23 protein-coding genes are annotated in these 24,287 nt (G+C 40.6%); 6 read left to right on the top strand and 17 right to left on the bottom strand.

Annotated elements, in window-relative coordinates; all coding sequences use genetic code 11:
* Nucleotides 1-39: 39 nt before the first annotated feature.
* Nucleotides 40-1,215, top strand: a complete 1,176-nt coding sequence (locus tag KO534_RS10670; RefSeq protein ID WP_215929640.1) for a phytanoyl-CoA dioxygenase family protein — start codon at nt 40-42, stop codon at nt 1,213-1,215.
* 118 nt (nt 1,216-1,333) lie between these two features.
* On the opposite strand, the gene KO534_RS10665 is transcribed toward KO534_RS10670, so the two are convergent.
* From KO534_RS10665 to nadE, 12 genes are all read right to left on the bottom strand, one after another.
* The gene (locus KO534_RS10665) at nt 1,334-3,274 is read right to left on the bottom strand and encodes a DNA topoisomerase III (RefSeq protein ID WP_215929639.1); all 1,941 of its coding nucleotides are present in this window, start codon (nt 3,272-3,274) and stop codon (nt 1,334-1,336) included.
* A 176-nt stretch (nt 3,275-3,450) separates the two neighbouring features.
* The gene (locus KO534_RS10660) at nt 3,451-3,708 is read right to left on the bottom strand and encodes a DUF3081 domain-containing protein (RefSeq protein ID WP_215929638.1); all 258 of its coding nucleotides are present in this window, start codon (nt 3,706-3,708) and stop codon (nt 3,451-3,453) included.
* A 216-nt stretch (nt 3,709-3,924) separates the two neighbouring features.
* Nucleotides 3,925-4,527 (bottom strand): recombination mediator RecR, encoded by a 603-nt coding sequence (gene recR, locus KO534_RS10655; protein ID WP_215929637.1) that lies wholly within the window; start codon nt 4,525-4,527, stop codon nt 3,925-3,927.
* Nucleotides 4,528-4,571: 44 nt separating this feature from the next.
* Complete coding sequence (locus tag KO534_RS10650) at nt 4,572-4,901, bottom strand: YbaB/EbfC family nucleoid-associated protein (protein WP_215929668.1); 330 nt, start codon at nt 4,899-4,901, stop codon at nt 4,572-4,574.
* A gap of 41 nt (nt 4,902-4,942) precedes the next feature.
* The gene (dnaX, locus tag KO534_RS10645; RefSeq protein ID WP_215929636.1) at nt 4,943-7,462 is read right to left on the bottom strand and encodes a DNA polymerase III subunit gamma/tau; all 2,520 of its coding nucleotides are present in this window, start codon (nt 7,460-7,462) and stop codon (nt 4,943-4,945) included.
* A 9-nt stretch (nt 7,463-7,471) separates the two neighbouring features.
* Nucleotides 7,472-8,008: an adenine phosphoribosyltransferase gene (gene apt, locus KO534_RS10640; RefSeq protein WP_215929635.1), complete on the bottom strand. Its 537-nt coding sequence runs from the start codon at nt 8,006-8,008 to the stop codon at nt 7,472-7,474.
* A 48-nt stretch (nt 8,009-8,056) separates the two neighbouring features.
* A complete protein-coding gene (locus tag KO534_RS23610) occupies nt 8,057-8,179 on the bottom strand; it encodes a hypothetical protein (RefSeq protein ID WP_289848896.1) in 123 nt (40 codons plus the stop codon).
* Between the two features lie 117 nt (nt 8,180-8,296).
* Nucleotides 8,297-9,040 carry an HvfC family RiPP maturation protein gene (locus KO534_RS10635; protein ID WP_215929634.1) on the bottom strand — a complete coding sequence of 248 codons (744 nt, stop codon included), beginning with the start codon at nt 9,038-9,040 and terminating at the stop codon, nt 8,297-8,299.
* Nucleotides 9,040-9,903: an HvfB family MNIO-type RiPP peptide maturase gene (locus KO534_RS10630; protein WP_215929633.1), complete on the bottom strand. Its 864-nt coding sequence runs from the start codon at nt 9,901-9,903 to the stop codon at nt 9,040-9,042. The genes KO534_RS10635 and KO534_RS10630 overlap by 1 nt, the downstream gene beginning before the upstream one ends.
* Nucleotides 9,904-9,994: 91 nt before the next feature.
* Nucleotides 9,995-10,516, bottom strand: a complete 522-nt coding sequence (locus tag KO534_RS10625) for an HvfA family oxazolone/thioamide-modified RiPP metallophore (RefSeq protein ID WP_215929632.1) — start codon at nt 10,514-10,516, stop codon at nt 9,995-9,997.
* A 149-nt stretch (nt 10,517-10,665) separates the two neighbouring features.
* Nucleotides 10,666-11,004: a nitrogen regulatory protein P-II gene (gene glnB / locus KO534_RS10620; protein WP_215929631.1), complete on the bottom strand. Its 339-nt coding sequence runs from the start codon at nt 11,002-11,004 to the stop codon at nt 10,666-10,668.
* Between the two features lie 38 nt (nt 11,005-11,042).
* On the bottom strand, nt 11,043-11,873 hold the full coding sequence (nadE, locus tag KO534_RS10615; RefSeq protein ID WP_215929630.1) for an ammonia-dependent NAD(+) synthetase: 831 nt from the start codon (nt 11,871-11,873) through the stop codon (nt 11,043-11,045).
* Nucleotides 11,874-12,080: 207 nt separating this feature from the next.
* On the opposite strand from nadE, the gene KO534_RS10610 reads away from it, so the two are divergent.
* The 3 genes from KO534_RS10610 to glpQ all read left to right on the top strand — a co-directional run bounded on the left by KO534_RS10610 (nt 12,081) and on the right by glpQ (nt 14,323).
* The gene (locus tag KO534_RS10610; RefSeq protein ID WP_215929629.1) at nt 12,081-12,623 is read left to right on the top strand and encodes a GspH/FimT family pseudopilin; all 543 of its coding nucleotides are present in this window, start codon (nt 12,081-12,083) and stop codon (nt 12,621-12,623) included.
* A gap of 325 nt (nt 12,624-12,948) precedes the next feature.
* The gene (gloA, locus tag KO534_RS10605; protein WP_215929628.1) at nt 12,949-13,332 is read left to right on the top strand and encodes a lactoylglutathione lyase; all 384 of its coding nucleotides are present in this window, start codon (nt 12,949-12,951) and stop codon (nt 13,330-13,332) included.
* 10 nt (nt 13,333-13,342) lie between these two features.
* On the top strand, nt 13,343-14,323 hold the full coding sequence (gene glpQ / locus KO534_RS10600) for a glycerophosphodiester phosphodiesterase (RefSeq protein ID WP_215929627.1): 981 nt from the start codon (nt 13,343-13,345) through the stop codon (nt 14,321-14,323).
* Nucleotides 14,324-14,391: 68 nt separating this feature from the next.
* On the opposite strand, the gene KO534_RS10595 is transcribed toward glpQ, so the two are convergent.
* From KO534_RS10595 to KO534_RS10585, 3 genes are all read right to left on the bottom strand, one after another.
* A complete protein-coding gene (locus tag KO534_RS10595) occupies nt 14,392-15,504 on the bottom strand; it encodes a DNA alkylation repair protein (RefSeq protein ID WP_215929626.1) in 1,113 nt (370 codons plus the stop codon).
* 2 nt (nt 15,505-15,506) lie between these two features.
* Entirely contained in the window at nt 15,507-16,685 is a 1,179-nt protein-coding gene (locus tag KO534_RS10590) for a tetratricopeptide repeat protein (RefSeq protein ID WP_215929625.1), read from the bottom strand.
* Nucleotides 16,686-16,793: 108 nt separating this feature from the next.
* Nucleotides 16,794-18,410 (bottom strand): GMC family oxidoreductase, encoded by a 1,617-nt coding sequence (locus KO534_RS10585; RefSeq protein WP_215929624.1) that lies wholly within the window; start codon nt 18,408-18,410, stop codon nt 16,794-16,796.
* Between the two features lie 342 nt (nt 18,411-18,752).
* On the opposite strand from KO534_RS10585, the gene KO534_RS10580 reads away from it, so the two are divergent.
* A complete protein-coding gene (locus KO534_RS10580) occupies nt 18,753-19,391 on the top strand; it encodes a hypothetical protein (RefSeq protein ID WP_354667924.1) in 639 nt (212 codons plus the stop codon).
* Between the two features lie 26 nt (nt 19,392-19,417).
* Here KO534_RS10580 and KO534_RS10575 read toward each other — a convergent pair whose 3' ends face one another.
* Together KO534_RS10575 and KO534_RS10570 are read right to left on the bottom strand one after the other, a co-directional pair.
* Nucleotides 19,418-19,750, bottom strand: a complete 333-nt coding sequence (locus KO534_RS10575) for an amidohydrolase family protein (RefSeq protein WP_215929622.1) — start codon at nt 19,748-19,750, stop codon at nt 19,418-19,420.
* Nucleotides 19,747-22,281 (bottom strand): serine hydrolase, encoded by a 2,535-nt coding sequence (locus KO534_RS10570; RefSeq protein WP_215929621.1) that lies wholly within the window; start codon nt 22,279-22,281, stop codon nt 19,747-19,749. Before KO534_RS10570 ends, KO534_RS10575 begins: the two co-directional genes overlap by 4 nt.
* A gap of 156 nt (nt 22,282-22,437) precedes the next feature.
* Between KO534_RS10570 and KO534_RS10565 the strand changes: the two genes are divergently transcribed.
* Nucleotides 22,438-24,261, top strand: a complete 1,824-nt coding sequence (locus KO534_RS10565) for a winged helix-turn-helix domain-containing protein (RefSeq protein WP_215929620.1) — start codon at nt 22,438-22,440, stop codon at nt 24,259-24,261.
* Nucleotides 24,262-24,287 lie beyond the last annotated feature (26 nt).

Genomic DNA, 24,287 nt, shown 5'->3' with positions numbered 1-24,287 from the left:
ATTTAATGCAACATAAAATCAATATAGATAGGAAATTATATGGTCTCTCTAGATATTCAAAAATCCATTGACGCCTGTGCAGCACATTACGGTGAGCAGGCATCACAAATGAAACAGTACTTACTTGAAGGGCAAAAAAAAGCGCTTGAACTAGAAAACCGTGGACCCATCAAATTCGACAACCACGGAAATTTGCACAGCGATATTTTAGAAACCTATTCTAAATACGGCTTTTACATATTTGAAAATGTCATGGAGCAAGATGAAATAGACGATATCAAAGCTGATCTCGATGAGTTAAAAAGACGTTTTCCTGTGGCCAGTGATGCCAAATTAAATTCTTATAATGAGCCGGGCTTAGGTACAGATTGTAAAGCGCCAAATTTACTCTGGGCTAAACCTCTTGGAGATCCACTAGGTGGCACACCCATTGCCAATGGTAGACATCAGGTTAAACTTTTCGAGCCCAAAGCGGCCGACGATGCGCCTTCAGAGTCTCCTTTTGTATTGTTAGGGTCACTACAATTTTCAGAAGCTTGCTTGAGGGCTTATGGCCACCCGCAATTGTTAAAAATTGCCGAGCAAATTAATGGAGAAGATTTCGCGCCGTTTCATGAATGTTTATTTATAAAAGAGCCAGGGTTAGGTGCTGCTGTTTCTTGGCATCAAGACGGCGATACACATTGGGACGCCGCAAATTTTAATGAAACAATTCATGGATTTAATTTCATGGCACAAGTTTACGGAAGCACAGCCGTAAATGGCGTTTGGGTTATCCCTGGAACACATAAACTGGGCCGCATAGACATAAAGAAATTGGTGGCTGATGCCGGCAGTGAAAGGTTGCCCAATGCGGTACCACTGATTTGCAATCCCGGAGACGTCATAATTTGCAATCGCCAGATTGTCCATGGCTCATTTGCGAATACCGGATTCGAACCCAGAATAACGGTCAACTTCGGCTTCCATCGTCGCTCCTCAGTGCTCAATGTGAAAGGTGCCGGAATACATGCTGAACCGGCAGTATTCGACGAAAAATTTATAGAAAAAAGATCAATGGCAATTGGGTATGCAATAGACGCGCGGCATCAGCGCTATCCAAATGAAACTCCCTATACCTATAAACCACTAGCAAACAAAGATATTGTCTTAAAGTGGAACAATGAATCAATAGAACAAATGAAAGATTACAATCTAATGGATCTCAGCATCTAGCAGGTTAACTAAAGGCACTTGCCCATAACAAAAAATGCTCAAGTGCCTTCACCTACTCCTGCCCGCCTTTATCTGCTTCCACCTGCAACTATCTGTACCTATCTACTTCTATACGCACCTATCTGCTTCTACCTACCTTCCCCTTAGTCATAGGTTTTCTACGAAAACTTTTCTTACCTAACCCTGACAACCCTTTGGGTAACACACCTAAACTTTGAGAAACTAAACTATGCAGCTGTTGTTGCAGCGGGATCATCAATTTATTGTACTGGCTTTTACCTTCACTGATTGCAGATAGCTCGGCTTCCCAACGAGCAGTCATGTCTGGATAGGTTGCGACCTCTGGTAGTGCTTCAATCAAACTACGACCTGTTTGTGTAGCTGTGATTGTTTTACCTGTTCGAGTTAAAAACCCCCGAGAGAAAAGTAACTCAATAATACCTGCTCGCGTCGCCTCGGTCCCTAAACCGTCTGTTTCGCGGAGAACTTTACGCAATTGCAGGTCGTTTACATGGCTGCTGATCCCCGTCATGGCAGCCAATAAACTAGCATCTGTGTACGCTTTGGGTGCTGACGTAAATTTTTCAGAAACCTCTGCATCTAAAGACTTGAGCTCTTGGCCTTCCTCTAACTTAGGTAACAATTGCTGCGTATTACCGTTGTTATCATGGACGGTTGCTTTTACTGACCTTACAAAAATAGACTTCCAACCATCACAAATTAACTCTTTTGCTACCGCTGTAAATAAGCCTGAACCTATCTCGACCTCAACCCGCACCCCATAAAATTCATGGGCAGCTAAAAATTGTGCCAAGTAGTTTCTACAAATTAAAGCATAGATTTTGGCATGATTAGCGGACAAATTATTAGTGACTTTTTGGGTAGGAATGATTGCGTGATGGGCATCCACTTTTTTATCGTTCCACGCTTTAGATTGACGACCAAGATCCACTCGCGCATCACTTAACAGTTTACCTTGCTGGCCTAAATTTTGACTATTTGATAACACCGCAGCATGAACTTGTTTAGCCTGCTTAAAATGGCTCATAGGTAAATATCGGCAATCAGAACGGGGATAAGTGATTAACTTTTGGCGCTCATACAAATCTTGGCAAATATCTAGTACCTGCTTTGCACTCATTCCAAAAGCTTTGCTGGCATCTATTTGTAACGCCGACAAGTTATAGGGCAATGGTGCTGGCTGTTTTTTATGCTCACGTTTTACACTTACAACTTGCGCTGGTTGCCCGCTGATACGACTAGCGACATTTTGGGCTAACGCCTGAGACAAATTACGCCCTTGCTCATCTAAAAATTTTGCGCATTGTTCGCTGGGCTGCCATTTTGCCTTAAAACCTTGGCCTTGTTTGGTTTCTAGATTTGCCCACACTTCATAAAATGCCTTACTCACAAAATCAGCTATGGCCTGATCACGGCGCACCACTAACCCCAACAAAGGAGTTTGTACTCGCCCTACCGATAACACTCCATTGTATCCTGCTTTTTGACCTTGCAATGTATAAGCACGAGTGAGATTTATACCGTATAACCAATCTGCACGAGATCTCGCTAAGGCTGAAGTCGAAAGAGCAATGAAGTCTCGATTATTGCGTAAATTGTTCAGTGAGTTTTTTACTGCTGAGGGATTTAAATCACTAATCAAACAACGTTGCACGGTATTCTTTTTAGTGCCTGTGACACCCAAAAAATTAATCACTTCGTCTACTAACAGTTGACCTTCTCGATCGGGATCCCCAGCATGCACCAATTGCTCGGCTTGTTTTACTAACTTACGTAAAACCGCTAACTGTTTGGCAGTTTGTTTTTTAATTCCCAACTGCCATTGTTGTGGAATAATCGGCAAATGTTCATGAGTCCACTTTTTAAACGCGGGATCATAAGCCTCTGGTTGTTGTTGTTCGAGTAAGTGGCCAATACACCAACTGACGATATCGCCATTGGCGGCTGTGATAAACCCTTCCCCCTTTTTGTGAGGCTTGGGTAAAACTTCGGCAATCGCCCGACCTAAACTGGGTTTTTCGGCAATAAAGAGACGCATAATAAACTGAATGACATGTTTTTTTATACAGTAGTTTATATTAATGTTTGCAGCAAGCAAATTTGCTAATGAAAGCTTTGCGGGAACACAGTGTTCACGAGTCATAAACCATGACTAAGTGATAAGCACCTAGGGAGAACACCCGAATTTCACAATAGTTTTAATGTCCGTGGAAACTAGTAGTTTTGGTCTATTGTTGTCATCTTTTTTATAAATTGTTCGAAATGCTCTTCCTTAGCATATTCAAAATCGTATTGATTATGAAAACCAAAACGCAAATGCACTAAAGCATCTTCAATAAACAGCGTGTAACCATCAAAATCAGTAAAGGCCTTTAACCCACCTAAAACATAACTCTCTTGCTGTTTTTCACCGTGTTGACGCATTTTTTCAAATACCGACAACACAAACTTACTGTCTATGTCATTTTTCATATTTTCCCCTATGATCGCTGGTAACACGTGAGGTTACGCTGCACTCTAATATTTAGGTCTGCCCTACTACTTTGGGTTAATTACGAGACTAATTGAAGATCTGTATAAACATTTTTAACAAGACTTAAGAGAGCATTCAATCTTTCCTAGACGTTTTGTTCTCCTCTGTTGCTTTTTGCTAATAGCGATAGGCAGTCTAAAGCGTTAGCCAAGCTCCTAAATTAAATTCCTACGTCCTGCGAATGCATGAGTTAATGTATTGCCATCGATAAATTCCAATTCACCACCTACAGGCACGCCGTGAGCGATACGGCTAGCTTGGATATCTTTAGTTTTACACATTTGTGCTATGTAATGTGCCGTTGCTTCCCCTTCTACTGTAGGGTTGGTCGCAAGAATGACCTCTTTAATATCGTCATTTTCAAATATTAATGACAACTTATCTAACCCTATATCTGCAGGACCAATACCATCAATAGGAGACAAATGCCCCATCAAAACAAAATATCGGCCTTTAAACTCAGAGGTTTGTTCAATTGCCAACATATCTTGAGGGGACTCAACCACACATAATATTTGATTTTCTAAACGCTTAGGATTGGCACAAATTTCACATAATTTATTTTCGCAGAACGTGCGACACTGTTCACAATGTTTGACGTGTTCCATCGCATTATGCAATACGTGGCTTAACTGCAATGCCCCTTGACGATTACGTTCCAATAGATGAAATGCCATGCGCTGGGCACTTTTAGGTCCAACACCAGGCAAAATTTTAAAGGCATCAATCAATTCTTTAATTAAGGGGCTAAACTGCATTTTTCACCTGTTATAAACTTGGCTTAAGCGTGCGGTAAATTATTCTAGAAAGGCATCTTAAACCCAGGAGGTAAAGGCATTCCCCCTGTCACATCAGCCATTTTTTCTTTAGTGGTTTCTTGAACACGTCTTACACCATCATTGAATGCTGCCGCCACTAAATCTTCAATCATTTCTTTATCGTCTTCCATCAAGCTTTGGTCAATATCAACACGACGTACTGCATGATTACAAGTCATAGTCACTTTAACTAGACCCGCACCAGACTCTCCGGTGACTTCTGTTTTGGCTAGTTCTTCTTGATTTTTTTGCATGCGCTCTTGCATTTGTTGCGCTTGCTTCATCATGTTAGCCATTCCACCTTTCATCATAATCTGTCTCTCTTTTTCTGTGATAACTAACTACTGTTAGTTGCTTATCTAGCTTGAATACTTTGTTCATCAACCTTGGCTGCAAACTGTTGTTGTAACAATTGGATGCCAGGATCATTTTTTACCACTTCGCGAGCGTATTCGTTACGTACTTGATTAACCTTAAGTTGCAAAGCATAAGGAGTATTAATGGGTTGCCCTAGCTTAATTTCAAGTTCAATAGACTCATTAAGTGTTACGCACAGCGCTTGTTTAAGCTGTTGCTGGGCGGTCTCTGAAATTAGATGCGCTTTAGTGTCTAAAAGGGTTAATTTGACAATATTTCCTTGCTTATCAAAAGCAGAGTGCAAAGCCAACTGTTTGGTCAACGCAGTAACTTGCATATCTTCAATTAACTTACTCCACGCATCAACTTGCTGGGCCTTCAGGACTTTTTGTTTATCCGGTAAAAATGCCGATATTTCTATGGTTACATCACCAACATTCTCTTCATCTAGATGTGCGCTAGAGTCAAATACTTCGGCTTTCTCAATGACTTTTTCTGCAGCAAAGGGACTCTCTATTGGATAACCAGAAGTAGTCACTGCTGGGATGTTTTCTACTTCAGTCGCTGGCTCACCTTCTACAGCCCAAGGAGGCTTGCTACTCTCAGCTGGCTCTGCCTTAGTGTTGATTGCAGATACTTCAAGCTCTGTGGTAAGTGGAGAGGTTTGAGCTGCGACTTGTGGCTGAGCTTGAATTTCGTCAACTTGATTGCTGTTTTCTTGCAGGCCATTGACCTGATCATTCTGGTTGCGCGTCATCGCAAGGTTAGATACTGCGGGATTAGATGAGGCTAAGTTAGGTGAAACTAAATTAGGAATAGTCGAACTTTCAGACTTTTTTACCTGTGCAGCCCCTTCCTCCTCTTCACGTTGACTTTGTTTAAGTTTATTACGAAGCGCAATTAGATCAGCGGTCGAAGTGCTAGGTTTAGCATCAACAACCTGTTGGGATTCGTCTACAGGTGCCGGTTGCTGCAGGGTTGAGCTGTCAAAGTCAGGCCCTTGATATTCACCACTAAATGCTTCACTAGGCTGCTCGTCCATAGAAACGGCTTGGTATTGATCATAATCCATTGGTTGATGACCATAATCCTGCGCTTGCTGCATAATATCTTGCTGTTGTGCATCTAAATCATCGCTATCTGCAGTTTGATGGGAAGCTGAGTGATTGTCTGCCGTTTGCTGCTGTTGTAATTGCTCAGGTTCTACGGTTGTTTCTATAGAGCTACCTTGCGATTCTAACTCTGTATCAGCTTGTTGATGATGTTGCGGTTCACCGGAGTCTTTAGCAACAGGTTCATCAGATGCAAACGATTCTTTTACTTTAACGTTTTCGACAATGTCATCAGAGTGAATAGCTTGACTCGCCGGCAGTTGCGCAGCCATTTCAACTTCTGGGGTGCGCGTTGCAACATCTAACGCATCCAACTTTAGGTTATTTGGACAAAACGCCAACATACGTAACAAGGTCATTTCTAAACCGGTTCTAGGATCTGCTGCGTGGGGCAAGTCTTTTTTACCTGTTAGAGCAATTTGATAAAGCAATTGAATTTGTTCAGCCGGTACTGATTTCGCAAGTTGGAAAATAGCTCTGGCCGATATCGTTTCTAATTTGCACGCATCAGGTACAAACTGCGTTAATGCAATTTGATGCAACAGGCTCATCATTTCAGACAAAACCAACCCAAAATCAGGGGCTTGCTCAGACATGCTCTCGACTTGTTGCATCACACCTGGGCTGTCTTTTTTCACCACAGCATGCACTAGTTTGAGCACTAAGTTCTTATCCATTAACCCAAGCATATCTGTCACGATTTGCAAAGACACTACGCCATTGCCTTGCGCTATTGCTTGATCCGTCAAACTTAATGCATCGCGCATACTCCCTTGGGCCGCTCTAGCTAGTTGACTTAGCGCTTCTTTGTCACTGCTAATGCCCTCTTCAGAGAGCACAAAGTCCAATTGCTGACTGATTTGAGTGCGCGACAATGCTTTAAGGTTAAACTGCAAACAACGAGATAAAATCGTAACAGGGAGTTTTTGTGGATCAGTAGTCGCCAGTAAAAATTTTACATGGGGAGGTGGCTCTTCAAGGGTTTTTAACAAAGCATTAAAACTATGCTTTGACAACATATGGACTTCATCAATTAAATAGACTTTGTAACGCCCGCGACTAGGTTTGTATTGGACGTTGTCTAATAATTCGCGGGTGTCTTCAACTTTCGTACGTGACGCCGCATCGATCTCAAGTAAATCAATAAAGTTACCGTTCTCGATTTCTTTACAGGTACTGCACTGTCCACATGGCGTAGAGCTTAAACCTTGCTCACAATTTAAACTTTTTGAAAAAATTCGCGCAATGGTAGTTTTACCTACACCTCGTGTGCCAGTAAATAAATAGGCGTGGTGTAATCTATCGTTATCAAGTGCATTAGAAATAGCGGTGACAACATGTTCTTGCCCAACTAATTCGCCAAAACGATTAGGTCGCCATTTTCTTGCTAAAACTTGATAACCCATATTAATTGATCACTCGCCTTCGAACTCACAAATTGAAAAACTGGTGACACCACAATCGATGAGTTTTTGCTCTCCACCTAGATCCGGCAAAGAAATAACAAAACCGGCGTGTTCTACGACACCACCTAGACTTCTAATTAAATTAGCTGTGGCGATCATGGTGCCACCGGTTGCTAACAAATCGTCTAACATTAATACTTTTTCACCGGGTTTCACTGCATCTTTATGGATTTCTAAACAATCGGTACCGTACTCAAGCTCGTAACTTTCGCTTATCACTTCTCGTGGTAATTTGTTTGGCTTGCGCACTGGAATAAAGCCAATACCCAGTTCAATAGCTAAAGGCGCACCAAACAAAAAGCCACGGGCTTCGGTACCAGCAACTTTATCAAACCCCATTGGCGCGTAATGCTTCAACAAGAGTTCAATGGTCGCTGAATAAGCTTTATGGTCTTCTAACACAGAAGTCACATCTCGAAACATGATCCCTGGTTTTGGGTAATTAGGAACGGTTTTAATAACCGATTTTATATATTCGGCGGACACGAATTTCCCCGTAATTTAATAATAGGATAAGTAGATTAGTTGCGGATATTAGAGGTAAAAAACGAACCAACCCAATATGACATGCATCAGAGGTAACGCTAGTAAGGTACCTACGGCGGCAATCAAATAACCCCAGCTAAACGGGTCATTAGGACTGTTATCATCTTGCATTATTGCACTCCAAACGTGAAGGGGAACACCCCTTAATTAACAACAAAATTGAAGGCGAGATGTTAATCCAAAGTTCGATAAATTGATAGCCCTAAAAAGACAGGTGATTGACGTAGATTAGTTTTCGGGAAGCAAAATCTCTTGCTGAAGTAAGGTTTGTAGGACTTGTTTGACTGATTCTATTATTTGTTGAGTCTCAAGTTGCGGCATAGCCTCAATCATTATTTGGTTAAGATAATCAACAGTTGCCACTTCTTGTTGCGATATAGTGTTTAATAAATGCGCTGAAACAGCATTCACCAAAGTAAAATTGACTTCGTCCGAGCTATCTCTGTACACCACTAGATACACCACTTCGCCGGCCTCTTTTGGACAAAAATCTGGACCAATTTGATGAACTGGATATTGGTAACTCACTAATGTAGCTAATTCAGACATGCTAACGGCAGTAACCTCGGCGTGCCCATCCCATGCTTTCGCTGATTGTACCGATTGACGCACATTAAGATCTAACTCCAACCATTCATAATGAGCCAAATCTCGCATAAATATAGGATCAGACTCGTTGAGTTCATATTCACTACTTAGATATTCTACAAATTCCTTACTAATGTCGATAAAGTAAGGTGAACGGCATTGGTGTTCACTAAAAAATTTTCGCGCCAATTCTTTCCATTGTTGTGGTGAATACAAACTTTCAAGTACTGGAAATCCTGAACTTAAAAACCCCAATATATTATTAAAAAATAGCTCCCGATAAATCGCTAAACGTCGATCTTCAATATCACCTTCATAAGGGGATGCTTCAGGATCTTTAATATGCCGCATAAACGCATGTTGAGTCTCTATGAAAGAATTCACTAGGCAGACAATTTTTTAGTCGGTTTATTGGACATGGTGTGTTGTTGAACTTGTTGTTGAACTGTTCTAATTTTTTCCATTTCTAATAACAACTCGTTAATGGGGGGAATATTAAAATCTCGTTCTAATAAAGTGGGAAATACCCCATGTATTTCATAGGCTTTTTTTAATAACTGCCAAACAGGCTCAATGACGTCACTACCGTGAGTATCAATTTTTAAATCTTCGGCTTCATCATAGTGCCCTGCAATATGTCCATAAACAATTTTACCTGATGGCATGGCACACAAAAACTCTTCAGCATCGTAACCGTGATTAATTGAATTCACATAAATATTGTTTACGTCTAGTAACATTAAGCAACCAGACTCGTTTAAAACCGACAAGGTAAACTCTTGCTCGGTCATCTCTTGCCCTGGTGCGGCATAATAAGACACATTTTCTAACAACAATGGTCGTTCAATAATATCCTGTACTTGTTTAAGACGCTCAACCACATGTTTAACCGCTTCTTCTGTAAAGGGGATCGGCATCAAATCGTACATATGACCTTGACCAGAGCAGTAACTTAAATGTTCGCTGTAGTACAAAATATCATGTTGATCTAAGAAACTCTTAACACTTTTAACAAAGTTCACATCTAGCGGCGCAGGGCTTCCGATAGACAGAGATAAACCGTGGCAAACAAAATTACAACTGGAGGTAAATTGATTAAGGTTTTTCTGAAATTTGCCTCCAAGTGGGATCCAGTTTTCAGGAGCGACTTCCCAAAAATCTACTGAACTAGGGATATGAGGTAATAATTCTTCGAGCATTTCACGACGCAATCCCAATCCAACTCCTGTTAGGTGTTTATTGTTCATTAGATTGATTACCCCGATTGTTTTCTAAAATAAAGGCCGACATTCGCCGACCTTTTTGTTTTGATAATTTATTTGCTAATTGACTAGCAACTTAGGCTTGGCCGCCACACTTGCCTTCACCACATTTACCTTCTGTCATGGTTTTCGCGGCTTTTTTGGCTTTGTCTCCGCCACACTTACCTTCACCACATTTACCTTCTTTCATGGCTTTCGCGGCTTTTTCAGCTTTATCCGCTTTATCACCGCCGCATTTACCTTCACCACATTTGCCTTCTTTCATGGTTTTAGCGGCTTTTTCGGCTTTATCACCGCCACATTTGCCTTCACCACATTTACCTTCTTTCATGGTTTTCGCGGCTTTTTCAGCTTTGTCGCCACCGCATTTGCCTTCACCACATTTACCTTCTTTCATGGTTTTCGCGGCTTTTTCAGCTTTGTCACCGCCGCATTTACCTTCACCACATTTGCCTTCGTCGACGCTCTGCATAAAGCCAGATTCTAAAGACTGAACAGTAAATGGGTTAGTATTGGCTTGCACACTTACAGAAGCAAGAGAGCCGATAACCACTGCTCCAAGCGCTGTAGCGATAGATGTTTTTTTAATTTGTTGCATAATGAGTATCCTTTAAAATAAGTAGTCGATAAAAATTGTTGTTTTAATACTATTGTCTGGTTCCAAAACATCAGACCAAAGAGTGGTATTAATTATTTCAGTTTTTTTTTTAAACCAGATAATTATCGACAAACTACTGCATAACTGCGTTAAACAGCGTCTTCGTTTTCTTCGCCGGTTCGGATGCGTATCACGCGCTCTACATCACATACGAATATTTTTCCATCACCTATTTTTCCAGTTTTAGCGGTATTCATAATAGCTTCTATACACCGGTCTACTTGGTCATTTGCAACGATCAATTCGACTTTCACTTTAGGTAAAAAGTCTACATTATACTCAGCGCCGCGATACAACTCTGTATGCCCTTTTTGGCGCCCAAAACCTTTTACTTCAGTGACTGTCATGCCACTCACACCAATTTCTGACAAAGCTTCGCGAACATCATCCATTTTGAATGGTTTAATTACTGCTTCAATTTTTTTCATCTTAGATCTCAATTAATATGGCTTGTTAATACTCGGTTTCAATCATATATGGTAGGAATTGGAACTCGTTTATGCTGAGTCTTCTCAAATATAGCGAGCAACTTCTCAGCAATATCGAGGGAAACATCCTTGCCTTCTAAAAAATCATCTATTTGGTCATAAGTCATGCCCAGCGCCTGTTCATCTGATTTTTGAGGGGCTAATGATTCCAAATCTGCTGTTGGGGCTTTATGAATAATATGGTCTGGGGCGCCTAAAAACTCGGCAAGTTGTCTAACTTGACGTTTATTGAGGCCAAATAATGGCGCAAGATCGCAGGCGCCGTCGCCATATTTAGTATAAAAACCCGTAATATTCTCAGCGGAGTGGTCGGTACCTAATACTAATCCATCAAGCAGTCCGGCTACTTGGTATTGTGTAACCATGCGAGTTCGGGCTTTCACATTGCCTTTAACAAAATCGCACTTAGTTTCACTTTTAGGAAGCAAACCGTTAGCTTCAAGGGCTACACGAGTTTGTTGGTCAATTGCATCGGCGCCTGGCTGGACATTAATTGCGAGGTTTTGGCTTGGCTCAATAAATTGGATTACCGCTTGGGCATCTGCCTCATCAGCCTGTTCATTGTATGGCAATCTTACTGCCACAAATTGATAGCCTGTCGCTTGTTGTTGATTTAGCTCATTCACTGCAAGCTGCGCTAGGCGCCCTAATGTACAAGAATCTACCCCACCACTAATACCCAAGACTAAAGCTTTACAACCGCTGCTAATCAGTTGAGATTTAATAAAACTTACTCGACGCTCAACTTCATAATTAACATCAATTTCAGGTAATACCCGCATTTGTTCTATCACAGTACTCGTCTGCATTTTTTCCCTCATTAATGTCATACTAACCAAAAACTGCAATTGGGCCGTTAACTCCCATTAAAATTTTTGTTTAACTTTTAACTCAAAAATAGCTACGGCCTAATGTTAGCAACATGTGTATGTTAATCCTAACCTTTGGTAACTATTTCATACCCTAATTTTTCAAAAATAGTTTATCTTAAGTATCTCATTACTGGAGTATTTAAAGTGAAACAACAAAAAGGTGTGACTTTGGTCGAATTAATGGTCACTGTCTCCATTGTTGCCATAATACTTGCATTTGTTACCCCAAGTATTCAAAGCATCTTAATAAAAAACCGAATTGTGGCTGAGATCAATGAAATAAGCTCATTAATCCAGTATGCACGGCACCATGCAATAGACGAACAAGCCCAAGTTGTTGTTTGTCCATCGGACGATTATTCTGTTTGCACTGAAGATTGGAACAAGCCCAAAATTGTATTTATCGACAGTGACGATAACGAAATTCGCGGTGAGGATGAAGAATTATTAGTTTCAGTGAGTGCCACATCTGAAACGAGTTTGATGACCAACACCAACGATACCATTAAATTTTCCGAAACTGGGGAAGCCAATCTAGCCAATGAAATTTTGCTTTGTCACAAAGATAAAGAAGCAAAATATGCTCGTTCACTGTCTATTACCTTGCAAGGTAGAGTTAAAATGAGCACCGACAGCGACAAAGATGGCGTAAACGAAAATGCAGCTGGCACACCGTTGTCTTGTTAAAATTTGACTCTACAGTTAATTGCTTATTTTTACTTTACCGACTTTTGCCACTCAAATCTAGCAAGACGTTTAGCTTCTTTTTCAGACATCACACTCTTGGTTTAACATTATGTTTGGCGTCTTTAGGCTATTTCCGTCTGTTCTATTTGCTCAACCCTAGTACCCGCTTCTAATAAGAGTTACCACCAAAAACAAATTGAGCTTAGATGGCAATCCACGTCTAATTGTCATATTCATGGCTTATTATTGTATGCTTGCAGTTTAGTTATCAAGAATACGAGTTGTTAACCTAAAGACCTGCAAATTCATTCAAAAAGGAAACCTTATGCGTTTATTGCACACTATGTTACGGGTGGCAGATTTACAAGTTTCAATTGATTTCTACACCAAACTCATGGGTATGAAACTGCTTAGGAAAAGTGAAAACAAAGAGTATCAATATACCTTGGCCTTTGTCGGCTATGGTGAAGAAACAGATACAACCGTTCTGGAACTGACCTACAACTGGGGCAAAGGCAGTTATCAAATGGGTGATGCTTTTGGGCATATCGCTATTGCTGTTGATGATATTTACACCTTATGTGAGTTTATTGAGCAACATGGCGGCGATGTTTATCGTAAACCCGGTCCCGTAAAAGGGGGCAAATCTGTCATCGCTTTTGTACGTGATCCAGATGGTTATGCAATCGAATTAATTGAACGAAAATAAAGTGAGTATTATGAAATTATGTATTTTAGGACTGCTGATGATGATTCTTAGCAACCAAGTTGGTGCCGCGAAACCTTTAGTAATAGCACATAGGGGCGCACCAGGCTATTTACCCGAACATACCCTCGAATCCGTTACTTTAGCCTATGCGCAAGGTGCTGATTATATTGAACAAGATTTGGTAGCAACTAAAGACTCAAAATTAATAGTCTTGCATGACATTCATCTTGAAACTGTTACAAACGTTGAACAAATTTTCCCATCGAGAAAACGCAAAGATGGGAGATATTATGCATTAGATTTTACTTTAGCAGAACTAAAGACCCTTAAAGTACACGAGCGTCAAGATGCAGAGGGTAATCAGGTATTTCCGCTACGCTATCGAGGCGATGGGTCGTTTCAGATTGCATCCTTTGAAGACCAAATTGAATTGATTCAACAGCTCAATCGTCAGTTCGACAAAACTGTTGGTTTCTACCCCGAAATAAAATCCCCTGCTTGGCACTTAGAGCAAGGGATAGACATTAGCCAACTGGTAATGAATGTTCTACGAAAACATAAACTCGATGATGGGAGTAAAAACATTTACCTGCAATGTTTTGATTTTTCTGAAACTCAACGATTGCGCAACGAACTAGGAGCAAAGGTAAAACTCATACAGTTGATTGCAGAGAATGATTGGTCAGAGTCTCCTAGCGATTATGATGTGTTAAAAACACCACAAGGGTTAGCAGATATTGCCAAAGTCGCACAAGGAATTGGACCCTGGATACCACAATTGGTCGATCTTAAAACCATGCAATCGACAGGTTATGTTGCCCAAGCACATAGCGCTGGACTTAAGGTGCATCCCTACACTTTTCGTAAAGACGCACTACCAGATGATGTAACTAAACAGCAGGCATTACAAATGTTGTTTAAACAATTGAAAGTAGACGGTGTGTTTACCGATTTCACAGATACTGTAGTTGATTTTCTAGGGGAAAAATAACTCTTAGTGGTGTTAGGCACACCAAAGATAACCAATTAGCCTGATGTTAGAGTAACTATCGCATCAGGTTATCTCACTAATTCAAAACTGCCAATCCCATGATTTTGCCCGTTAATGATAGCTTCAACCTTGTGTGTTCCAGAATATAAAGTACGAGTGGTCATCACTTTTAGTGACACCTTTTTTGAAAACTTGTGAGACTTTTGGGGCGCAAGCTCAACGGCTTTTAACTTAAATACTTTTGGGTTGGCTTTACCATTAGCTTTGATAAAGTGGATCGAAAAATCAACCATCAAAGCAGTAATGAAATCCCCAAGATTGGCGACGTCAAAACTCACTTGAATGGCTTCGCCAATTTGGGCTTTAGCCGGTGATATAGCGACATTCTTAATTTTAACGTCTACTTTTTCATCATACCCTAAAGCCTGCAAAGCACCTTGTTCGCCACGTTTAATGGCGCTACGTAAGCTATGTTTTACTAACCATTCTCTGTCTTTCGAGGCTCCTTTGAGCCACCTTTTGGCGATGTCCGCTAAAAGCGCTGGGTGATCTTTACCTATGTCATTAAGGTTATTTGCTACCGAACGCCTTACATACAATTCGGGATCATTTTTGAGCAACTCTAGTAAACGAATAACCGCAGCAGGATCTTCAATATATTCGGGTAGGCGTGATGCCCAAGGTAATCGAGTACGTGTGCCCTCTGATACCAAGCGCCGCACATGTAAATTGGAGTCAGTAGCCCAAACAGCTAATAGCGCCATACTTTTTTCAGGGTAACGTTGAATAAAGGGTCGAATAGCAAATTCAGCAGTAAACCTTTGAGTCAATTGATACAAGGCCTGCATTGAAATATCAAAATATTCCAAGCCATTGTCGCTGATATAGATGGTATGGGGCATATATAAAAACGACGCAACACTATTGTTTTCATCCAGTTCTACTGGTGAATCCAAAGATGCCAATAAAATCTCTTGTGCTTGTTGAAAATCAGCAGGTAAAAATGCCGTTAACGCGAAAGCAATTTTACGGGCACGTGCCATTAACTCCAGTTGCTCATACCCTTGGCTTACTTGAGCAATAAAACCGACTGAATCAAAGGCTGGATGTACCTCACCAATCATTTTACTAATCTTCTCGGCGACCTCTACGGGGTATTTATCTTTTAGCAGTTCTGCCATTATTACATGTCGCTTTCTCGGGTCAGCGAGTTTAGTTTCGCCAAATAAAGTTGTTCATCACTTGGTTTAAACGCTAAGGACACAGCCTTTTTCATGGCGATTTTGGCTTGGTGTCTTTTACCCAGGCGAACATAGGTTTTTGCTTGACCATAGAAGCTCTCATGCAAATACGGGGCGGCTTGAATAGACTTTTCATAGTAATTAAGCGCTTGAGAAAAATTTTGTTGAGCATACGCTTGGATAGCTAAATCATACCAACGATAAGGGTTATCATCGCGAACATCCTTAAATTTAAGTTTCATCAAAGCCGCTTCTTCTGGTCGATTAGTTTGTTCTAACAGCAAAATATAATTGCTTAGCAAACTAACAGAACGGTTGCCATTTTGAATCTCATATAGATATAAGGATTCTGCAAGCGCAGTGTTGCCAGTTATTTTATGCAAAACAGCTAAGGTATTAAGTGTTTCAGAGTTGTTGGGGGACAACTTCATTGCTGCGTCCAATAGTGAATAGGCCAAGTCAAAATTCTTTTTGACTATCGCCTCAGCGGCTAAATTTTGGTAATACATAGCAGAAAAATCCGCATCAGAAATCAAATCACCAATAAAACTATTTGACGTAGGAAAATAATCAATAATGATTTTTGAGCGAAGAACACTTAGGGTGTATTTATCATTGTTGGCTATTTTAGGCGCATACAAATGGGATTGTACATGTGAGGAAATGGTCATTACACCAGCATTTCTCTGATAAATCGGTGCTGAGTTTACTTTTCTAAACTCAATATCTAAGCCAACAAGAGAAGCATACGCTTTTGTAAGGATAGCCAAAGATAAACAATTACCAGCGCGCTGCCTTGCGGCTAAATCTGCATTAAAGGTTTCACCTTTATAATCAAATCCATCTAAAAAATTATCGATATAATTGTATAAATGCTTATGCCCTGCCACGTCAACATTGTCTTGTGCATAATAATAATCTAAAAAGTGACTCTGACTCTTTTCGCTTAATTCAAATATTTCCTGTTGCGAAGGAACCCTAACTAATTCAAAAGAATCGCTTTGCCATTCAACTTCTTCTGTCGGTGTTACCAATAATGCTTGTTCTGGCTCGATATTTTTTGTGGCAACACAGCCATTGAGTAACAGCAATAAACACAGACACCATGATGTTCTTAACATCTATCTTATCCATTAGTACGCGAATAAATGAAAAGATAACCAATCTAACTCTAAGATACTATCTCAATTAGCAACGTTGCCTTATTTAAGTACGATTTTGATAAAAGGTTACTGATAATCTTGCTTAATTAAATCCGCACAACGTTCGGCAATCATGATAGTAGGAGCGTTGGTATTTCCCCCCACTAAAGTGGGCATCACCGAGGCATCAACCACTCTCAAGCCTTTCATTCCTTTAACTTTAAGTTCGGGATCTACCACTGTCATTGTGTCTTCAATTCGCCCCATTTTACAGGTACCTACGGGGTGATAGATGGTTTCGGCTTTTCTACGTATAAAAGCCAAAATTTCTTCATCTGTTTGTGCTTCTGGACCAGGCCCGATTTCCCAAGAATGGTATTTATCGAAGGCCGCAGCAGCGAGGATTTTTCTGGCCCGCCGAACGCCATCAATCATCACCTTTTGATCATCTGGGTGTTCTAAATAGTGAGGATCTATTAGCGCCAGATCCTTTGGGTTATTAGAACCTAGTCTGATTTCTCCTCGGCTTTTAGGGTAAAGGCCACAAACATGCACACCATATCCATAACCAAAGGCCGTCGTTCTTCCGTGGTTCAACAATATCGCTGGTAAAAAGTGATATTGGATATCAGGAATGTCACCGGCGTGTTGTGTTCTGTCAAAACCACCCGCTTCGGCAACATTACTGGTCATCAAACCTTTGCGATTAAACAAATAATTAAAGGCGGCTTTAACGTAACGTGGAATGAGTGCCAATGATATTGAATAACTCTCGCGACTTTTACAGCGATGCTGAACAATAGCGTCGAGGTGATCTTGCAGATTTTGCCCTACCCCCGGTAAATCGACTATGGTTTCAATCCCCTTTTCAGCCAAATGTTTTTTAGGTCCAATACCAGACAGCATTAAAACTTGTGGTGAGTTTATAGCGCCAGCTGACAGTAACACTTCTTTACTCGCTGTCAGGGCAACCGATTCCCCATTAATTTGCGCCTGCACCCCTGTAGCCACGCCATCACTAACGATAATTTTTTCAACTAGCGCTTTAGTAACAACAGTTAAATTGGAGCGCGATAAGGCTGGAGACAAATAACCTTTAGCCGCAGAGCAGCGCTGGCCGTTTTCTTGAGTCACTTGATAAAAACCCAAACCCTCACGTTTAGTACTATTAAAATCAGTGACCTTATCTAGGCCTGCGTCCTGAGCTGCAGCAACAAAAGAGTCTGAAAGAGGGTTGGTATGTCGTAGGTCACTAACACTTAAGTAACCATCAGCGCCATGTAGTTCGCTTTCCCCATGTTGTTGTTTTTCCGACTTTTTGAAATAGGGTAATACTGTTTGCCAATCCCACCCTTTGGCTCCCATTTCACTCCAAAGGTTATAATCTTCAGGCACGCCGCGAATGTAACACATTGCATTGAGGGAACTAGAGCCACCCATTACCTTGCCCCTTGGCCAAAAAAGCTTGCGGTTATTTAAATGAGTTTGTGGCTCGGTATCGTACTCCCACCCCAAATTTGTCATGCGGGATAAAAATGCCAGACCAAAAGGAATATGAATAAAAGGACTTTTATCCGCACCTCCAGCTTCAATCAAACACACCTTAAATTGGCTATTTTCAGTCAGACGAGCCGCTAAAGTGGCGCCTGCTGAACCAGCACCTATAACAATAAAATCGAATTGTGTTTGAGACATTTTTTGCATGGACCGACTACTTATTTGAAACTGAAAACTATATGAATGTTTGCGGTTAATTATATATTTAAGACAGAATTTTCTGTTGATTTAGCACTAACAAAACTCATCTGATGTCATACCAGTCAGTCTATCAAAAAAGCTATCTTAGTGTTACTTTCCTGTAAGCTGGAAAATCTCTTATCAGAATAACTTTATACAATAAAATTCAATTAGTTATAAAATGCATGTTAAGCATACCATTATCATTAATATTTATGGAGAAGCATTAGTTTGATCTCGAAATCTATCAAATCGTCATTTCGCTTGCTCCTGGCTAAATGTCTTATCCGACTTAAACGACTTAAACACGTGGATTATTCAGTAGAAGAGATAAGTCAGTTAATAGAGCCTCACTTGCCACTTTCCTTCCCAATATCCGTACCCAGAGGTGACGGACGTTTTACCCTTTCAAAAACCAAAGTGACTATGCCTTTTAACGGAAACTACATCCAAGGTGAATTATTGGGTGGCATTGAAGTCACCTATATTGGCAACCCAATCTACCGAGCCCATATTATTTTAGTGGTGCAAGCTAAACCCTACTACGACCTAACAACAAAAAACGTACTTTTAACGGATATTAAAATGACGGATATTCATATGTTAAACGATGAATATGCCATTTTGAAAGACACCTCTAGCCTTATAAACCTTTTCGTACCTAGTCCTGTTTTATCTATGGTCACCGGAACCATGAAAACCGCCTTTAACTTAATGACAGGGACCACGGCCGCAGAGGCTCAAGGCTATTTACAAATGTATTTAAGTGGCAGCAAACAGAAAGTATTGGATTATCACAAACCTCAAATAGAAAACATCATTGTTGAATTAGCCGCCAGCGAAGACATGCAATACACTTTAGACTCTAAGGATTTTGAAGAAGCCTTGTTTATCCAATACGGCAAAAAGGTGGTAGTGGAAGAAGGTAACCTACGCTTTAAATTTTGAGCTTTTACTGGAAAGTGAAAGCCTAATCAACGATTTGCGGCTAATGATTCTCTAGGTATAACCTTCCCCGCCGATATAACAGTTTGAATTGAGTCAAAAGCGTCGATGTTGATAAGAGGATTTTTTCCCAAAATTAACAAATCCGCTCGTTTTGAGACTTGAACGCTGCCTATTGAATTATCTAAATTAAACAATTTAGCATTGGTAATAGTCGCAGCCTCTAAAAACTGTTTTCCGGTCACTCCAGCTTGTTGCCACCTTTTCATTTCAAAACGCCCATTTAAACCTGGGGGATTAGCAAAAGTTAAATCGCTAGGTGTATCACTTCCAAATGACAACGTACCACCATTTTTCGTCAACCATTTTTCGTCATATAGGTAAGAATTGACATGGCTCGTTGTATCGGGGCTTTTCCAATATTAGCCCATTTATCGGATCGTAAAACATGTTTGACGTAATCTACTTTAGCCAGTCGATTACGGAAGCTCTGGCCTTCTGGAGTTTTATACCAATTAATCAACGATCTCGGTAATACTTTTACCAAATCGGCAGAATCTAAATAGGTTGGATCAAACAGGTCTCGCTCACCATACAGCACTTGAATTGTAGGTTGAAGCGCAATGTTTTTAGCTATTGCCGAATCGAGTATATTGCGAATATCTCCATGAATAGCGCTATTGGTTGAGTCGCTCCATGTCCACATACTGTGGGCAAATACGTCGACACCTGCATTAATGCCAAAGCGCTGCGCCTCTTGTGAGTTGGCGTGAAGCAAAAGCGGTAACTGCGCTGCATTGGCTGCAGTTTTTAAGTCACGAATTAGCTTTAAGCTGGGCGTAGGTAAGTTTCCTTTGCCACCAAAGCCACTTTCATAATGCGTCTTGACACAACTTGCGCCTGCGGCTCGCATTTTTTCCACGACAGCTTCGGGCGTATGTTGCAGCGGATCAACCCCTGGTGGCAGGTATTCCCCATCTAACAGAAAATAAGGAGTAACTTGATATCGAATCGGCTTTGGTATGAAGCTCATTGGATAACCGTCGACTACAGGTGCAGCTCCGCAAAAATAAGCTTGAGGCCGAATTTCACGCTGGTTCCAATTGGCAATATTACGTGGGTCAGAGTGTAAATCTATCACAGTGGTAAAACCGTGATAGAGATAACTTCTAGGGATCTGCTTAGTGGCTTCTTCAACAATATTTGGAAAGGCTTGTGAATGTTCATAACTCATTCCAGGCACGCCACTAAGATGAGTGTGGGCATCGATTAGGCCGGGTGTAAGAAACTGACCTGTTCCATTTATGACTTGGTTTGCTTTTACCTGCAAACCTTTGCCAATAGACACAATTTTATCATCTACGATGTACACATCATGATTATCAAAAGGCTCCGAGAGCTCTGGTGAAACAATACTAATATTTCTAATTAAAGTGCCTTTTCGCGTTTCTTTACTTGATGAAGTCTCTTGGTGCTTTCGACAAACTTCAACGCTTTCGTTTAATAACCTTTGGTTTTCACATAGGGCCTTTAACTTATTACGAGCATTATCTGAATTTGGAAAAAGTTGGCTATTTAGCAGCCATACTATTGCAGCTTTGTGGCTTGCAGAGGACCAAAAAAGCTGTTGTGCCAACGAGTCTATTTCGTGCTCCTTCACAACAAATTCTTCAGCATGAGTCAATAAATGCCTAACCTGCTGCTCAAGGGTTCCGTCTAATGCTGCCTTAGTCAGCATAAAAGTGATGGGTATTGGCGGCTTAACAGTATTTGAATTGTTATGCTGGCCCGCCAACACTGCGTATAAATCCAACGTAAGTTGCTGTTTAAGCCAATAATTTATGCCGTTATTACTAAGGATAATAATAGTGAAACGTTTAGTGGGGTTTAGGGTCTCAATTTGTGCGTCGCCTAGTACACTTAACATGCTGCTAAAACCCTGTAATTGACCATTATAAGATAACCAGTCCAAGGAATTATTGTCACTCAGAGCTAACTGATCCTTTTGCCATGCGAAGCTTTGCTTGGTGTTGAGCCAAAAATCCAAAGTGGGTTGTTTGAGTAACTTCCCTGAAAACAAGGCTTGCTCAAATTTAAACAGATCAACAGCCGTTGAATAAATATTCGCGCCAGCAAAAAACACCTGCATGTTCAGTGCTGATTGGACTTCGAATCCAACAGACTTACCGATTCTATATCCAACAGTTGCTATTTTAGAATCCATTGCGGCGTCTTCGACGCCGCTAGAGTGCATATTTGATGGCTGAAAAATACGTTTATGTAAGTTTGTTTGGTATGACATTCCGGTCAGTTTTTCGATTATACAACCAAGTAAAAAATAATTTAGGTTGCCATATTGGTATTGTTCTCCAGGTTCAGACAACAGAGCTAACTCACTGATAGTCTGCAACCACTGTGCTCTACTGAAATTGTTCTGGTATTTGCCTTCGTTCCAACCAGGCAACCGAAAGTGCCCTGGCAAACCCGAAGTATGAGCGAGTAAATGATGAATCGTAATTTTTTGACCTTCAGCCGAAGTATATTCTGGTAAAATCTCATGGACAAAATCAGATAGCTTAAGTTTTTTCTGCTCCATCAATTGCATAATCAGCAATGCCGTAAAGGTTTTACTTAGGGAGCCTATTCTAAAGGGAGTGTTGGGAGTATTAGCAAGGTTCTTATTAACATCAGCAAAACCAACCCCATTTTGATAGAGCACTTGATTGTCTTTCGCAATGAGAACAGAGCCGTTGAATACACCATACTGATGGTAAGACTGGAGCACCGCTTCAACATTTTTAGTGACGCTTTGTGATGCTTCAGCCACATTAACACCGACTGATATAAAGGCTAAATAAAATCCAGCAAGGCCAAACACTGTGTGAAAATCCATATTTTTCTCAATAAAAAATTCTATAGAAACGGCAGAACAATCAAACGACCGCGTATTTCTAAACCAAAGATTCATCTATGCTAAGATGCATCAAACTAAAAAGCCTTAGCGAATTCTAATTTTTTCCTAACAGAATAATAAACATAATAAAATCAAATGCATACCACTAAAAAAGACAACACAAGTCAACTCCAGATTGGCGAATGGACTATCATTCCATTAGAAAACTGTTTACTTAAAAATGATCAAAAAATAGTGGTTATTCCTAAAGTGATGGATTTGCTGCTGTATTTCTCCAAATATGCGAACCAAGTGATAAGTATTCAACAACTATCGGAAGCCCTCTGGCCAGACGAATTTGTAGGTGACAACGCCATTTACAATTTGATCGGGCAACTTCGCAAAGCACTCGGCGATAACACTGCTCAGCCAGTTTATATCGAAACCCTTTCCAAAAAAGGGTATCGACTAATCGCCGATGTCATTCATCCAACGTCTTTCAACACCACTAAGGAGCCGCTAAACGAAAATCATGAAGTGAAGTTAAAAATAAAGATAAAAAAATGGCTTGTAGTAGTTTTATTAATGTTAATCATTACCTATTTACTCAGTGTAACTTTGCCAACGTCAGAGACAAAGACGAAAAAACTGCCTTTGGCACAACAACACTACTCACTCGGTCAGTTTCACCTTAATAGAGGCCAGGCCCATAACATCCAAAAAGCAATCAGCTATTTTCAACTTAGCCTAAGCATTGAACCTGATTATATTGACTCAATGCTAGAGTTAGGGTTTGCGTATTGGCAGTTATCCCAAGTCGAAGGTAATTCTCGTTCTACCTACAGCAATAAAGCCAAAGAATTGGCAAAAAAAATGCAAAAAATGGCACCCACAGACGCAAATATTCTGGCTTTGGCCTATCTAACTAATTCTCAAGAAAAACGCAAACTTGCCCCTCATGAATGGTTAAAGGAATATGACAACGATCAATTAACTCATAGGACGTTTATTGCATTTTCAATGCTCTATTTTGATGAGGGAAAAATAGACGCTGCAATCGAGTTGCAAAACAGAGCCCTCCATTTGTGTGCTAATTGTGCGTATATTTATAATGCGTTATCTACTTCCCAACTTATCAAGGGGCAGTTAGAGAACGCGTTTTCAAACTTTCAGTTATATTTGGAACTTGATGAAGGGCAAGTTAATAATCCGCTAAAAGAGTTTGGTTACAGCAATTTAAAACTCAGTAAACTGAAAGCCACCATTAAATGGATTGAAAAGAATGAAATTGACCATGATGCCCTTGGTCCAAAACAGCGCAACTCACTAGCGCTTTTCTATCTATCAATGCGTCAACCTCAAAAGGCGCAGCAGTTAATGCAGACCGCTTCAAAAGGTCAAGACGATAGTTTTTTTACATTATATACCTTAGCTGCTTTACACGGTGCACAGCAAGATCAGCAACTAAGCCACGCTTTTTTCGAAAAGAGGGCGACACGTTATCCTGACAATAAACGGTTTGTCTTATCAGTCACTTACTCTTGGTGGATAGGGGGTGACCCAGACAAAGCGCTAGATTTACTGAAACGCAGCAACGTGCTAAATGACGACCTTAGTGTCCTCCAAAATAGTGCTGATATTGGCTTGATACAATTATATGGGGCCTTGTTACTGGCCAATGCACAATATGAAGATGGCCATAAGATCTTACAAGCGTTAGCCACACGTTTCGAGCTGGGATTACTTGCTTCATCAGAACAAGCTTACATGGCGTACGCTCAAACTCTTGCCCTATTAGGCAAAAACCATCTTGCCTTACAAGAAATTGAAACGACCCTAGCGAGCGGATGGGTAGAAGACTTCAACAATAATTGGTGGTACCTAGAAAACGATCCCTTTTTCAAAAATTTGTCAGGGATGCCACAATTTGGAGATCTGGTTGAAACCCATAAAAACAAGATCAGTTTATTAGCAGAGTAAGTGCCGTAGCCTTATTGACAGTAAAA

Source organism: Paraglaciecola arctica (genome assembly GCF_018861065.1).
GTDB lineage: Bacteria > Pseudomonadota > Gammaproteobacteria > Enterobacterales > Alteromonadaceae > Paraglaciecola > Paraglaciecola arctica_B.
This window is presented reverse-complemented; position numbering and strand designations above follow the sequence as displayed.

Coding starts and splice junctions, on each gene's coding strand:
- KO534_RS10670 (WP_215929640.1), top strand. CDS start 40: ATGGTCTCTCTAGATATTCAAAAATCCATTGACGCCTGTGCAGCACAT.
- KO534_RS10665 (WP_215929639.1), bottom strand. CDS start 3,274: ATGCGTCTCTTTATTGCCGAAAAACCCAGTTTAGGTCGGGCGATTGCC.
- KO534_RS10660 (WP_215929638.1), bottom strand. CDS start 3,708: ATGAAAAATGACATAGACAGTAAGTTTGTGTTGTCGGTATTTGAAAAA.
- recR (WP_215929637.1), bottom strand. CDS start 4,527: ATGCAGTTTAGCCCCTTAATTAAAGAATTGATTGATGCCTTTAAAATT.
- dnaX (WP_215929636.1), bottom strand. CDS start 7,462: ATGGGTTATCAAGTTTTAGCAAGAAAATGGCGACCTAATCGTTTTGGC.
- KO534_RS23610 (WP_289848896.1), bottom strand. CDS start 8,179: ATGCAAGATGATAACAGTCCTAATGACCCGTTTAGCTGGGGTTATTTG.
- KO534_RS10630 (WP_215929633.1), bottom strand. CDS start 9,903: ATGAACAATAAACACCTAACAGGAGTTGGATTGGGATTGCGTCGTGAA.
- KO534_RS10625 (WP_215929632.1), bottom strand. CDS start 10,516: ATGCAACAAATTAAAAAAACATCTATCGCTACAGCGCTTGGAGCAGTG.
- glnB (WP_215929631.1), bottom strand. CDS start 11,004: ATGAAAAAAATTGAAGCAGTAATTAAACCATTCAAAATGGATGATGTT.
- nadE (WP_215929630.1), bottom strand. CDS start 11,873: ATGCAGACGAGTACTGTGATAGAACAAATGCGGGTATTACCTGAAATT.
- gloA (WP_215929628.1), top strand. CDS start 12,949: ATGCGTTTATTGCACACTATGTTACGGGTGGCAGATTTACAAGTTTCA.
- glpQ (WP_215929627.1), top strand. CDS start 13,343: ATGAAATTATGTATTTTAGGACTGCTGATGATGATTCTTAGCAACCAA.
- KO534_RS10595 (WP_215929626.1), bottom strand. CDS start 15,504: ATGGCAGAACTGCTAAAAGATAAATACCCCGTAGAGGTCGCCGAGAAG.
- KO534_RS10590 (WP_215929625.1), bottom strand. CDS start 16,685: ATGTTAAGAACATCATGGTGTCTGTGTTTATTGCTGTTACTCAATGGC.
- KO534_RS10585 (WP_215929624.1), bottom strand. CDS start 18,410: ATGCAAAAAATGTCTCAAACACAATTCGATTTTATTGTTATAGGTGCT.
- KO534_RS10570 (WP_215929621.1), bottom strand. CDS start 22,281: ATGGATTTTCACACAGTGTTTGGCCTTGCTGGATTTTATTTAGCCTTT.
- KO534_RS10565 (WP_215929620.1), top strand. CDS start 22,438: ATGCATACCACTAAAAAAGACAACACAAGTCAACTCCAGATTGGCGAA.